The following is a 13550-nucleotide window of genomic DNA, read 5'->3' as shown; positions in this document are numbered from 1 at the left end:
GACTGGATGTGGACATACAATCATGAAAGACCGAATATGGGCTTAGGGGGAATTACACCTAAGCAAAAACTAGCACTTGCAGTACCAGCCTCTACTTTTAGCTTATGTTAAAAATGGGGGGATTACCGATGGGGCGATAGCTTTCCCATGAAAGTAATTTGACCTTATTTGAATTTGATATCCAAATTGTAGGCTTCTCTTTTGGAGTTTTAACCGGTAGAAAGAAATACAAGATAACTATGGATGCGGCGCAAATCATTGCAAGAGATAAAAAGACTCCTCTCCATCCAATATAAGGCAAAATAATGCGAACAGGTGCAGAGGCAAAAAGAGCTCCCGATGTACCAAAGATAAGCATGGCTGATGTTAATTGAGGTTGCTTATCAATTGGATACCATGACCTAAAGCCTGAAAGTGCTGACATTAAGCAAGAAGAAACTCCAACGCCAATTAACATTCTTCCTGCAAAGAGGAGCGCAAAGTTATCGGCAGAATAAAAAAGCAAGGCACCTACAACAGCAAAAATCATTAAGCTTATTTCCGTAATTCGGGGACCATACTTATCTAAAAGTACCCCAACGGGAATCTGCGCTAGTCCGAAACCAATTAAATAAGATGATGATAGGAGGCCTAGCTCGCCGCTGCTAATATCTAAATCATTTATTAGTTCGGGAGAAAGGACTGCATTCACCGATCTAAATGAATATGAGATGAAATATGCAAATGCAAAGCAAAAAAATACTTTAAACGCCTGCCTACCTATAAGAGGTATTTCTAAGGCTTGTTTATTTGAAAGCCAGAAGTCTGCCATAGTTGCTTTAATTGTGATTGGGAATGTAGTATCCCCCGTCAAGCCGACATTTGTTAATTTACATCAAATCCTAACCCGCCAGTTGCATTGAAATCAGATCCACCTAAGTGATGAGGTAATTTTTCACTAGCAGACCATATTAAACAGATGTTGGGCTAAAATTAGATGAAAATTAAGGCCTTAATTGGACTGGAATTTGATGCAAAGGGACGCACCAAATCCAAGTTTTATCGGTAGTTTTTCTGACCTTTTTAAAAAAATTCGAATCCCGAACCCATCACCAATTTGACCTAAAAAGTCATTACACACTTCATTGCACACCCTATTTTGACGCTTGTAAGCTATTGAATTAATTAGGCTTTTAGGTGGAACAATATTCTTTTAATCCGTTGGTCGTGGGTTCGAATCCCGCCCGACCCACCAAATAAAAATGGCCCTTTCTGGGGCTATTTTTATTTGATATGTTGTGTTGGATGAGAACCTTGGTTCGACTTTGAGCAAAGCGAAAAGCGGTGGACACTAACTTTGTGTAGCAAAGTTATGTGGAAGCCAATCCCGCCCGACCCACCAAGCCTCTAGAGTTGATATGGGGGGCTTTTTTATTTGGTTGGCGTGGATGTGAATGACTTTGATCTCTTTATAAGATATTGTCAACCGCTCTACCAATAATTTTCACTATTTGTCGAGTATTAAAAGTACACTTCTTTTGCTAGAAATTTTATAGTTGCGGCTCTAAGTCTTATTATGATTAGAGTTAAGTGATAACTTAATCCGTGCAAGCTCAACTTCTGCAAGTTGTCGTAGTGCGATTCGGTTCACTTTCTCAGAACCAGTTGTAGGGAATTTCTTTAACAGGATCACGTGCCGTGGGTGCCGATAGACTGGGGCATGTTCGAGCGCAAATTTGCGGAGATCTTCAGGAGTTGCACTAACACCAGCATGCAGGATTACGAAAGCAAATGGCTTTTGCCCTTTGATTTCATCATCTACAGGTACAACACAGGCCTGTTCAACTGCAGGATGTTGCTCTAGTAGTTGCTCAACCTCATTAGGATAAATGTTCTCTCCACCACATACGAACATGTCATCGTCCCGCAATAAAAAGTAGTATTCTCCGTCAACTCCGCGGCGCATTCGATCTCCCGTGCAATACAACCCACTGGAGTCAAGTACAAGCTTGCTAAGTTCCGGTAGGTTCAAGTACCCCTTCATAGTTGCAGGAGTTTTAATCCATAACACTCCTTCATCCGTATTATGTCCATTTTTATCAACAAGGCGTACCTGCACATCTGCAGAAAGCCATCCAAGTGAAAGGGGTGGAATGTGTTGGTTACTAGGGCCTGGTCCGAAGGGCACTAAGCCAGACTCAGTTGTGCCATATGCATTAATAATGCTAGCGCCCTTGAAAATATCTGCCAACCGCTGCCTAAGCGCGGCACCGAATGGCGCAGAGGCAAGGCGTACAGTTCGTACACAACTTAAAGCGTGTGGAAGCTGACATTCTAGCTGTGTAAGTGCCATAGCCAGCATAGCGGGAACACCCGTAATATAGCTGACTTGATTTTGTAGTATTGCCCTAACAAAGGAATTGGCATCAAATCTAGGTTGTAGTACCAGCTGTGCACCAAGCGCAAGTGCAAAGATGCAGTTGCCTAATCCATTACTATGATACATAGGAGCAGCTACCAGTAACGTCTCTTTAGGTGCATAACCCTGCGCAGTTATTCGCTTATCAATTATCCACTTCAGTCCCATATGGTTTATTGGCACGCCTTTAGGTTGGCCGGTAGAGCCAGACGTATACATCACCATTGCTTCATCTAATAGCGATGGGGGTGACAGCTTGACCAGCTTGCTGGCTAACCATTCCAGCCAACGCTCAGAACCGAAACGAACCATCCTCACTCCTGTCGGCATACGTGCCTCAGCCTCTTCATCCACTAAGATAAAATCTATGCATGCGTCGTCGATCATGTGCTGCAAGGCTGACGGCGCCAACTGGAAGTTAAGAGGCACCACTACAAGGCCAGAGCGCAGTAGCGCAAAATAGGCAATTAGGAAATCAACGCTATTTAATGAAGCAATCCCAATCCGAGTACCGCGCGGTAATCTAAGATTATGGAGACCAACGGCTAGTTGGGTGATCATTTCAGCCAGTTCATCATAGTGCCAAGTCCGCTGCATTTTGGCACTATCTTCGATAACAGCTATACAACCAAGCGTTTCATAATCGGAAATGGTATTTGTTTTGGGGTCGAGGGAGTCTGCCCTCTTTATAGGGCCAAGATAAGCCTCCCCGCCCTTCATTGATATTCTGGTCATGTTTATTAAGACTCTACTCAGCGCTCTAAGTCAATGACGCGAAGGTAGTTGTAACCCCATCAGGGTTTCTTCAAATATCTCAGATGACATTACACACAATGCTGACGACACCTGAAACACAAAATCTACCTGCGGAACAATATCACGCTCGATATCTATACCGGGAGCCACTTCCACTAGAACCAATCCATTGGGCCCAGAATCAAATACAGCTCGCTCAGTAATTATCCGAACCAACTGCCCACGACGAAGAGCTAATTGACTATCGAAATCAACATTTTCCACTATTGCGCACATCTTGCGAATTTTACCTTCTTGCACAATCCGCAATTCCCGAGCACCTTTTGCGCCTGAATCAATCCGCAGTTTTAAACCGCCACTTGTGAGTGTTCCTACCAAGAGCACTTTGGCAGTGCTATGTGTGATGTCAACATATCCACCAGGTCCGCGAATCAATCCGTTATAACGTCCAACATTGATACGCCCCGCACCGTCTATTTGCGCAAAGCCCAGCAACGTAGCGCTGAGCCCACCACCGTGATAGAACTCAAAAATTTCGGTTGAATCAAGAATGGCGTCGGGGTTGAAATGCGCCCCGAAAGCGCCTGCGTTGCCCGGGTAGCCTTCGGCTGGAATTCCGCCAAAGGCTCCGTGTTCCAGACTAAAAGTAAGGCCATCGATTACACCCTCATCTCTTGCTAAGCCAGGTAACATACTCCCCATACCAAAACCCAAATTTACAATATCCCCATTTCGAAGTTCAAATAATGCGCGACGAAGGATAATCTTCTGTGCACCCATAGTCAGTTTTGTTAAGGGTGGTGAGGGAATACGTATCTGTCCAGTAAAAGATGGAACCGAACCTAATACCGAAGGCTGGGCTTTAGGATCTACTACTACTGCGTCGATAAAAGCTGATGGCACTTTAACTTCCCGCGCCGGCAAGCTACCATGCAGAGTAAGCTCAGATACTACCGCGATTACCCGACCACCCGCAGCGCGAGCTGCCATTGTCATATGCAAAACTCCACCATCAATTGGTTCATCGCGCATACTCACGTTTCCATTTGTATCTGCCAAGCTACCCTTGATTATTGCAACGTCAATTTTCAGGCTTCTGATGAACAAGCAGTCAATTCCATCGATCTTAATGCGATGTACCAGATCAATGCCCCGGTCGTTTTCATTTGTGCGTGTTACACGAGACGCGCCAGCATTCACCGTGCTAGGGTCTAAGAAGCTACCTAGACCTACTGTTGTTAGTAATCCGGGTGAGCCGGCGGTGCATTCGCGTAGCCAGCGAAAGAGTATTCCCATGGGAAAAATGTAAGCATCGATCGTTCCATTGGCTACCAATTGCATAAAGTGCGGAGAGTCTGCTGGGCTAAAGCTCGATGATAGAATTCGGCTTACTAATCCTGGATGTGCAAGGTGTTCTATGCCAGTTGGCTCTCCCCCAGCCTGCCAACCGGCTCGACATGGACAGATAATGGTTAAGTCTCGTGGCGAACCCTCAGTTAGGAACCGCTCGCCGATAGCGCGAAGTACGACATCAGCTACTACTAGCGAGACAACACCAGAAAGTGCTACTGTGTCGCCATCCTTGATCATCGAGGCTGCAGCGCGCGCGTCCATCAACTGCATGGAATAATTCTTTGAAAATAGATTGCAGAGAAAATCAAATTACTTAGCCTTCCAAATAGGCTCTCGGCGTTCGGCAAATGCGAGCGCACCTTCTTGTGCATCTGCTGACTGAAAGATAGCATCAACAATGACAGCCTGACGCTGGAACATCATGTCTGAGGGCCAGCTAGCCGATTCCTGCATCACCTGTTTACTTACTGAAACAGCAAGTGGACCAGCAAGTAGTATCTTTCTCGCCAAAATCTGTGCTTCCGCAAGCGCTTTTCCAGGTTCCACTAGGCGATTGACAAGTCCATGCATATGTGCGGTTTCTGCTGTCATTGGCTCCCCTGTAAATACCATTTCTCTTGCAAGATTAGGTGGTAGCAAGTGCGGCAGTCGAAGCAAACCGCCGCTCGCAGCTACAAGGCCTCGACGCACCTCAGGCAGAGCAAAATAGGCGCCTCTTGCTGCCACAAGTAAGTCACAAGCTAATACGACTTCAAACCCTCCTCCAATGGCGAAGCCCTCTACAGCTGCAATCAGCGGTTTGGCTGGCGGTTGATCACTTAAACCCAAAAATCCTCTGCCGGGCAATCTTGGGCGTTCACCAGTTTCCCTAAAGACCTTTAAATCCATACCTGCACTAAAAAAACCTCCGGCACCAGTGAGTATGGCTACTCGTAGGTCAGAACTCGTGTCTAACTGGTCAAGTGCGGCGGCTACGCGTTCGGCGCAAGAGCGGGTAACTGCGTTTCGTCGTTCGGGACGATTGATAGTGATGGTCATCACGCCATCATTGCATTGCACAAGAATAGATTCACTCATGTTATTTCCACCTCCTAGGATACAACATGCAAGTCGATGAGCTTTAGTTGGGAGTCGTTATTGACTTGTTGTTGAGCAATAACACGGCCCCAAGTGCTGTCATCACGATTAGGGAAGTCGCTACGAAAGTGACTTCCCCTACTCTCGCGGCGCATCTGTGCAGCCCTTAACATTAGTAAGCCAGTTTGAATTTGATTCCGCAACTCGTGTTCAGCCCAACTGCGGGGAGCATCTTTCCAGCGTGACTTTAGCTCATTTAGTACGATCTCTGCACTAGCCATCGTCGCTCCATTACGCTCTATTAATAATGCGTCAAACATTAGACTGGTAAGATTCGCCCGATCAACCTCGCAGTCTTGCGATCGAGCTTCATCTGGGGGTTCCACTATCTCAGCTGGCCAGGTGCCGCGCCAATTAGGCTTGGAATTGCTTAGTGCTCGTTCGGCAGCATAACGGCCACAGCGCGCTCCGAAAATCTGGGAATTTGACAGCATGGCACCTCCCAGTCGATCAGCACCATGGGCGCCTCCAGCAACCTCTCCTGCTGCATAAAGCCCCGGCAATGAGGATGATCCAAATTCATCTATCAATACACCACCATTGATGGCCTGTGCGTAGACCGAAATCTGAGCAGTAGCGTTCTCTAAATCTAAACCACGTTTGAGTAACCATGGGAACATAGGCATCGTTTTGTATTCCGCTAACCGAGGTGAGTTTCGCATGTCATAGTGCACAGTGCGACCTTCTCGCTGTTGTTGCAAAATTCCTACTTCAAGGTATTTAGAAATATCCCTCGAACTAAAAGGAAAATGGCCTGTCTTAGCTTGGTATACATCCTCAACTGTCAACCCGAGTGGCAATGTTGATTGCAAAAACTCCTCGCCATCACTATTTCGTAGCGTGGGCTTGTAAGCCCAAGTCCACGCGCTCATCAGAGTCAATGGAGTTAAGATACCAATGCCGGTCTGCATAAACTCCATATTCACCATGCGCGCTCCAGCACGCCATGCCATTGCATAACCATCTCCCGTTATTCCCTTGGGATTAATATTGGCTTTAAAAAGTTGCCCTGCACCACCAGTCCCCAACACAGTTGCGCCTGCTAAATAAAAGGTTCTATGGCCGGAAGTGTCAACTCCTATTGCACCAATACACATTCCATCTTGCACAAGTAAATCTTCAATAAAAATCTTCTCATTAACAGTAATTGGGCGTGCTGCAATCTGTTGAATTAGGGCGTGCATGATTGGCCCTCCATGACCCTCAATACGATGCGAGCGTGGGTGAGAAGCAAAGCAGCCCTGCCAACGCTGACGTTGGCCATGCGAGTCACTCAGGAATGGAACCCCCTCTGCCGCTAACTTTCGCAAAGCTAATGGTGCTTCTTGGGCCACAATCCTCGCTAGGCGTGGGTCACACATACCTTGAGCATTAACCATAGTATCTTGGTAATGACGTTCAATACTGTCATCAGGATCGCTATCATCAACTGCACCAAAGGTGCCATGCAAGGAAACTGGAAATACAGTTGATCCTGATTTTCCAAGTCGGCCCTTCAGTGCCATGTGCACGGTAGCGCCACTGTCACTTGCTTCGACCGCCGCACGGGCAGCGGCTCCACCGCCCCCGATGATTAATACGTCACACCTTATGACACGATCACCCATAAATATCTCTATTTTTTGATTGATACATTACTAAGTTCTAAAAAATGATTTTCTGTGAGATTTCAGTATTGACCACCAGTTACAACATCAGGCATATCCTTGCTACGCGCCTCCGATAATTTGCTAGACAGGGCTGCAGTAAAGATACGTGCATCAGTCATCAACGTTGCAAGATTGAATCCCTGATCGAGCATACGCTGTACCATCTCAGAAGAGCCGCAATGGATGGCTGCGTACTTGCCAGCCCGGAGAGCAGTTTCACGGATATAAGTAATGGCTTCAAGCACGGATAATTCAGTTGGTTCCAATGTTGGAGTGAATCCCATCGACAAACCAAGATCGGAAGGTCCAATGTAGATAGCATCGACTCCGTCAACAGCTAAAATCTCATCGAGGTTTTGAACCGCTTGGATAGTCTCGATCATTGCGAATGTAGTGATACGTTCATTGGCAGTAGTACCGTAATCGGCACCAAATACATTTAGCGCGCGCGCCGGACCCCATGAACGCTGACCCACCGGTGCATACCGGCAAGCCGCAACAAACTTTTGCGCGTCATCAGCCGTATTAATCATGGGACAAATGATTCCAGTGTACCCAGCATCAAGTAACTTCATGATGATGCCTGGATCATTCCAGGGTACTCGCGCTAACACCGGGTGTCCTCTACTATCAATCACTTGAATCATAGAGAGCGCGCGTTCGTAGTCAATAAATCCATGCTGGAGATCAACCCCGATAACATCAAACGGTAAGCGAGCAATGGCTTCGGCAGTAATAGTGCTAGGAATTGCACACCAACCCATTATGAGTTTCTTGCCTGAGGCTAACTGTTGCTTAAGATGTCGAGGGATATTATTCATTTTAATTGTGCGTGTCAACGGAAATTTTGGAGATTGATCCCTTTGTTAGTCGGTCTTAATATTGCCATTCTTTATGACCTTTGCCCATTTAGTAACTTCTTCACGTTGGAAAGAACGTAATTTTTCAGGACTGGATGCCACAACTTGAATACCCATTTTTGTAAAATTGGCTAACACCTCAGGATTGCGTAATGCTGTTACTGCTGCTGAATTTAGTTGCTGCACAATAGGGGCCGGCAGACCCAATGGACCAAACATAGCCTGCCACGACGTAACTTCGTACCCAGTGAACCCCGACTCGTTAAGTGTTGGCAAATCAGGCCAATCTTTGCTTCGTTCAGCAGAAGTAATGGCTAGGGCCCGTAATTTACCATCGCGTATATGCGGTGTTGCAACAGCGAGATTCTCAAAGCTAAAATTCACTTCACGTGCAAGTACAGCTTGTAGAGCAGGTCCAGCACCCTTGTAAGGGACATGAATTAGATCAAGGCCACCAAATTGACGCAGCATTTCCGCTGATAAATGCTGCGAGGTGCCATTGCCCGCTGAGGCATATGAGATAGACCCTGGGGCTGCCTTAGCAGCCTTCACTAGGTCACTAACTGAACGAAATGGTGAGTCTGTAGGCACTATTAATACATTTGGCATAGTCCCAATTAAAGTAATCGGGGTGAAGTCTTTCAGAGTGTCGTAAGGCATTCGCTCATACAAGCTCGCGTTAATAGCATGAGATGCAATAGAGCCTCCACCGATAGTATAGCCATCAGGTGCTGCGCGGGCTACCTCTGCAGAACCTATATTACCTCCGGCACCTGCCTTATTATTGACAACGATTGTAGTGCCAAGAATTTGACCCATATGAATAGCAAGAACTCGCGCCACAATGTCAGTAGTGCCGCCAGGTGAAAATGGAACAATATAATTGATTGGTTTGTTCGGCCATTTCGTCTGGGCCCAGGCTCGATTTAAACTACAAACTGTGGCGCCAACCAAGCCGCTAAAAACAAAGGTGCGTCGTGAAAATTTCATTAATAATTTCCCTCTTTAAGTTTCTGAACAGACATGTTTGCCTTTTTGCCTTATCTCCTGGACTTTCCAATTTAAGCCATATTTTTTCAAATAAGAAATCTTGTTTTTTTAATTGCTATGTGTCATCATATATCTGTGATCACAGTTTGTCAACAACTATAAACCTAATGAAAACCCCTAGAAAAGTCCCTATCTCCGCACCATCACCCGAAAGGGTGACGATGGGCCAGGATGTATATCGGCAACTCAAAACCTGGCTCACTATGGGCTATTTGATGCCTGGAGAAGCTTTATCTCTAAGGCATATCAGCCAATCACTTGGAGTTAGTGTTATGCCTGTCCGGGGTGCAGTGCACCAACTCGTGGCAGAGCGCGCACTTGAAATGACGCCTCAAAAAGTAATTCGTGTACCAGTATTAACTGTAGCGGAATTTCAAGAGCTAACAAATATCCGTATTGCACTAGAGGGTATGGCGGTAAGTATTGGAGCAAAAAGTAGAACTGAGGAAGAACTCAAGATCATTCAACAAAATCAAAAATTATTTGGCGGAGAGATGGATAAAAAAAATCCTAAAACACGCATCCTCATTGAGCAAAATCGCCATTTTCATTTTTCAGTATATCGCGCAGCACATAAAGAATTACTCATGCAAATGATAGAAACTTTATGGTTACGTATCGGGCCAATACTGAACTATGACCTACACAAGTCAACCCCTCAGAAAGTTGCAGGATTACACCATGACAGACTTGTTGGGGCCTTTGAAACTAAAGATTCAAGATTAGCTAAAAAAAGTTTAGAGAATGACATCTTAAGCGCGGCTGAATTTATTATTTCTGAAAAAATTTTGGTGAACTAAACTCATATCAAGACTTATAACTGGAGACTGGATTGATTAAATATTTAAAACGTAGTAAAGCAGCTGATGTGCGAGCTAACGATGATGCTAAAGTGCGAAAAACTGTTGAATCTATCATTAAAGACATTGAAACGCGCGGAGATATTGCGGTCAAAGAGTACAGTCAAAAGTTTGATCAGTGGGACCCGGCAGATTTTCGTCTCTCTCGTGCAGATATTGAGGTCGCTCGTAAAAAACTATCGGCACGTGAAATCGAAGATATTGAGTTTGCCCAGAAGCAAATTCGTAATTTTGCACAAATCCAGCGCGAATCAATGAAAGATGTTGAAGTAGAGACGCTACCAGGAATCATTCTTGGCCATAAACATATTCCAGTTAATGCTGTAGGTTGTTATATTCCAGGCGGAAAATATCCTATGTTAGCCTCTGCTCATATGAGCGTACTTACCGCAAAAGTGGCAGGTGTCCCACGGGTGGTATCTACTGCTCCACCCTTCCAAGGGCAGCCACACCCAGCAATCGTTACAGCTATGGCGATGGCAGGCGCAGATGAGATTTTAGTTTTGGGCGGGGTACAAGCCGTCATTGCTATGGCTATTGGCACTCAAAGTATAGATCCTGTAGACATGCTAATAGGGCCAGGCAACATGTATGTAGCAGAAGCCAAAAGACAATTATTTGGAAGGGTTGGAATTGATTTATTAGCTGGGCCAACAGAAACGCTTGTTATTGCAGATGAGTCAGTAGACGCTGAACTATGTGCGGTTGACCTACTAGGACAGGCCGAGCACGGACCAACCTCACCTGCAATACTCCTTACAACCAGCGAAAAGTTAGCCAAAGAAACCTTGATCGAAATTGAACGCCAATTAAAAATTTTACCAACCGCTGAGATAGCCGCTAAGAGTTGGGCTAATTACGGAGAGGTGATTGTTTGTGATACAGAGCAAGAAATGTTAGTCAAAGCAAATGAGCTTGCGTTTGAACACGTGCAAGTGATGACTAAAAATCCAGACTACTTTTTAGAAAAAATGACTAACTACGGAGCACTATTTCTAGGTCCAAGAACCAATGTGAGCTTTGGTGACAAAGTCATCGGAACGAATCATACTCTACCAACCAACCGAAATGCAAGATTCACAGGTGGACTATGGGTTGGGAAATTTATCAAAACATGTACCTATCAAAAAGTTCTTACCGATCAAGCAAGCGCAATGATAGGTGAATACTGCTCTCGTCTATGTCATATGGAAAATTTTTTTGGTCACGGGGAGCAGGCTAACATTCGCGTACGCCGCTATGGCAATAGCCCTGACTTACCTTGGTATCAACCAGTTTTAGCAAATGACTAGTCTTCATATGCAAGCACCTAACTTTAATTTAGATGGAAAACGAGCATTAATAACTGGTGGAAGTCGGGGCCTAGGATTTTATGCCGCTAAAGCGCTGGCCCAAGCTGGTGCACATGTCACACTAGTAGCTAGATCAAAGGAATCGCTAAAATTAGCGCAAGATGAATTAAAACAAGCTGGGCATAATTGCGAAATTCTGCAGCTCGATGTAACTGATTCGGCAGCAGTAGATTCATCTCTTGCAAAAAATCAGCCCTTTCAAATTCTAGTTAATAACGCTGGCATGAATATCCCCAAAAATTTAGTAGACCTAAAGAATGAAGATATAGATGCTGTTCTTAATCTTAATGTCAAAGCTGTTTTTTATGTCACTCGCAAGGTGACGCAACAACTTCTGGATGCAAAACTTTCAGGATCAGTTATCAATATTTCCTCCCAAATGGGGGTCGTGGGTAGTCCACGTCGAACACTATATTGCGCTAGTAAACATGCAATTGAGGGAATGACAAAGGCACTAGCATGGGAGCTAGGGCCAGAAAACATTCGGGTCAATACAATCTGTCCCACTTTTATACATACTCATATGACAGCTAATATGTTTACAGACCCAGAATTTCACGATTGGGTTATTAAGAAGATTGCTCTTGGCCGAATTGGTCAGCCCGAAGAAATTATGGGCGCAGTTGTCTTTTTAGCAAGTCCAGCTTCCAGCTTAGTTACCGGCACTGCTCTAATGCTAGATGGCGGGTGGTCAGCCGCATAAATTGAGTTCGATCGATGGACTAAATAGGGCTTGGACTAAGGTAGCAGTTTCACATCATTTGATCCAGGCCCACCAAACCAAAGGTCACCAGAAGGCGGTCTTTGGAAACGAAAGTGAACTGCTGTCAATTTAGGTCCACTACTTGAGAGAGTTTTTCTATAGTAAATCATTGCAGCAATATGGGTTGATTTTGGATTAATTGAAGTACTTGGGTTTGGGGTGCTGGTGGTCTGTAACCGAGTGCACTATGCGGCCTGACATGGTTGTCCCTAAAGGGATTCCCTTTGGTCATTTGCTTGACCCACTCCCCCACGATGATCTGGGCTTCTTTAAGACTGTAGAAGATCTCACCATCCAAAAGGTTGTCCCTAGAGGTGCCGTTAAAGCTTTCACAAAAGCCATTCTCCCAAGGGCTGCCCGGTTCAATGTAGGCTGTCTTTACTCCAATGCCAGATAACCACTTGCGCAGGTCTTTGGCAATAAATTCTGGGCCATTATCACTTCGGATGTACTCTGGGATACCGTTGGCGATCATGGCGTTCGCTAGTTGTTCAATGACTTGGATCGATCCAATCCTTCTGGCGCAGTGGATAGTTAGGCACCTTCTACTGAACTCATCAATCATGGTGAGCATCCTGATCTTGCCCCCATAAGCATCTCTAATAAAGACAAAGTGACCAAAGGGAATCCCTGTGGGACGTAGCTCCATACATGATTGGGGGCAGTAGCCCTCAGGCGCATACAACTGCCATCGTTAAACCAGAGCCTGCCTCTAGGGGGTTGTTTTTGTGGGATCTTTAGACCCTCTTGCCGCCAGATACGAGCGACCTTTGCGGTGGTTGCTTGTCCCCAACCAGCGCTGCGCATCATGCTGGCAATAAACCGATAACCATATCTACCGTAGGTGCCGGCCATCCGAATCACTTCAACTCGCAGCGGCTCTTCGTCATCCTTGGGGAGTGGCATATAGCGATACGCTGCTCTGGATAGCCCTACTAATTCACAAGCTAAGCGCTCTGATGTTGAGTATTTATTCATCAACACCTGAGCAGCTGTTTTGCGTTTAGCAGGGCTTAGAAGTTTCCCTTAATGACTTCCTTGAGCATCACTTCTCGTAGCGATAAGTCCGCTACGAGCTTCTTAAGCCGGGTATTTTCCACTTCCAGATCTTTGTACTTACGAGCCTGATCGACTTTGACCGAAGGGAATCCCTTTAGGGACATACCACCATAAATCTTGCGCCAACGATAGTAGCTTTGCTCAACCGTACCCACTTCTTTACAAGCCTGGATTAGGGTTTTGCCGTTCGTTGTAAGAACATCGATTTGACGCAATAAGGTGACGATTTGCTCGGGTTTAAGACGTTGACCTTTTGCCATATTTAGCACTCCTTTAGGGTGAAGATTATCAAAAATCCTCTCTTTTAGAGTGG

At 45.5% G+C, this 13550-nt stretch carries 10 protein-coding genes and 1 pseudogene; 3 read left to right on the top strand and 8 right to left on the bottom strand.

The features are described from left to right. Positions 1-97: 97 nt before the first annotated feature. The 7 genes from LZT22_RS09115 to LZT22_RS09085 all read right to left on the bottom strand — a co-directional run bounded on the left by LZT22_RS09115 (position 98) and on the right by LZT22_RS09085 (position 9143). Positions 98-853, bottom strand: a complete 756-nt coding sequence (locus LZT22_RS09115) for an MFS transporter (protein ID WP_233924829.1) — start codon at positions 851-853, stop codon at positions 98-100. A gap of 690 nt (positions 854-1543) precedes the next feature. Next, a complete protein-coding gene (locus tag LZT22_RS09110) occupies positions 1544-3133 on the bottom strand; it encodes a class I adenylate-forming enzyme family protein (protein WP_233924828.1) in 1590 nt (529 codons plus the stop codon). A gap of 30 nt (positions 3134-3163) precedes the next feature. Further along, entirely contained in the window at positions 3164-4777 is a 1614-nt protein-coding gene (locus LZT22_RS09105) for a CoA-transferase (RefSeq protein ID WP_233924826.1), read from the bottom strand. Positions 4778-4816: 39 nt separating this feature from the next. Then, the gene (locus LZT22_RS09100) at positions 4817-5584 is read right to left on the bottom strand and encodes a crotonase/enoyl-CoA hydratase family protein (RefSeq protein ID WP_233924824.1); all 768 of its coding nucleotides are present in this window, start codon (positions 5582-5584) and stop codon (positions 4817-4819) included. Positions 5585-5598: 14 nt separating this feature from the next. Continuing rightward, positions 5599-7251 carry an FAD-binding protein gene (locus tag LZT22_RS09095; protein ID WP_233924822.1) on the bottom strand — a complete coding sequence of 551 codons (1653 nt, stop codon included), beginning with the start codon at positions 7249-7251 and terminating at the stop codon, positions 5599-5601. 62 nt (positions 7252-7313) lie between these two features. Then, positions 7314-8114, bottom strand: coding sequence for an HpcH/HpaI aldolase/citrate lyase family protein (locus LZT22_RS09090; RefSeq protein WP_233924820.1), 801 nt, complete (start codon positions 8112-8114; stop codon positions 7314-7316). Between the two features lie 45 nt (positions 8115-8159). Beyond that, positions 8160-9143: a tripartite tricarboxylate transporter substrate binding protein gene (locus LZT22_RS09085; protein WP_233924818.1), complete on the bottom strand. Its 984-nt coding sequence runs from the start codon at positions 9141-9143 to the stop codon at positions 8160-8162. Between the two features lie 167 nt (positions 9144-9310). On the opposite strand from LZT22_RS09085, the gene LZT22_RS09080 reads away from it, so the two are divergent. The 3 genes from LZT22_RS09080 to LZT22_RS09070 are packed head-to-tail and all read left to right on the top strand — an operon-like array spanning position 9311 to position 12118. Beyond that, positions 9311-10003, top strand: coding sequence for a GntR family transcriptional regulator (locus LZT22_RS09080; RefSeq protein ID WP_370635209.1), 693 nt, complete (start codon positions 9311-9313; stop codon positions 10001-10003). Between the two features lie 32 nt (positions 10004-10035). Next, positions 10036-11355 (top strand): histidinol dehydrogenase, encoded by a 1320-nt coding sequence (gene hisD, locus LZT22_RS09075; RefSeq protein WP_233924815.1) that lies wholly within the window; start codon positions 10036-10038, stop codon positions 11353-11355. Further along, on the top strand, positions 11348-12118 hold the full coding sequence (locus LZT22_RS09070; RefSeq protein WP_233924814.1) for an SDR family NAD(P)-dependent oxidoreductase: 771 nt from the start codon (positions 11348-11350) through the stop codon (positions 12116-12118). The genes hisD and LZT22_RS09070 overlap by 8 nt, the downstream gene beginning before the upstream one ends. Positions 12119-12284: 166 nt before the next feature. Here the strand turns inward: LZT22_RS09070 and LZT22_RS09065 are convergent. After that, positions 12285-13497: pseudogene (locus tag LZT22_RS09065) on the bottom strand (IS3 family transposase). Between the last annotated feature and the right edge of the window lie 53 nt (positions 13498-13550).

The organism is Polynucleobacter sp. IMCC 29146 (genome assembly GCF_021395195.1).
Classification (GTDB): domain Bacteria; phylum Pseudomonadota; class Gammaproteobacteria; order Burkholderiales; family Burkholderiaceae; genus Polynucleobacter.
The sequence above is the reverse complement of the archived record's forward strand: the minus strand, read 5'-3'. Positions and strand labels throughout refer to the sequence as shown.

Excerpts from the sequence above, each read along its gene's own strand:
- LZT22_RS09085 (WP_233924818.1), bottom strand. The coding sequence starts at position 9,143 with ATGAAATTTTCACGACGCACCTTTGTTTTTAGCGGCTTGGTTGGCGCC.
- LZT22_RS09110 (WP_233924828.1), bottom strand. The coding sequence starts at position 3,133 with ATGACCAGAATATCAATGAAGGGCGGGGAGGCTTATCTTGGCCCTATA.
- LZT22_RS09100 (WP_233924824.1), bottom strand. The coding sequence starts at position 5,584 with ATGAGTGAATCTATTCTTGTGCAATGCAATGATGGCGTGATGACCATC.
- LZT22_RS09080 (WP_370635209.1), top strand. The coding sequence starts at position 9,311 with ATGAAAACCCCTAGAAAAGTCCCTATCTCCGCACCATCACCCGAAAGG.
- LZT22_RS09095 (WP_233924822.1), bottom strand. The coding sequence starts at position 7,251 with ATGGGTGATCGTGTCATAAGGTGTGACGTATTAATCATCGGGGGCGGT.
- LZT22_RS09090 (WP_233924820.1), bottom strand. The coding sequence starts at position 8,114 with ATGAATAATATCCCTCGACATCTTAAGCAACAGTTAGCCTCAGGCAAG.
- LZT22_RS09070 (WP_233924814.1), top strand. The coding sequence starts at position 11,348 with ATGACTAGTCTTCATATGCAAGCACCTAACTTTAATTTAGATGGAAAA.
- LZT22_RS09105 (WP_233924826.1), bottom strand. The coding sequence starts at position 4,777 with ATGCAGTTGATGGACGCGCGCGCTGCAGCCTCGATGATCAAGGATGGC.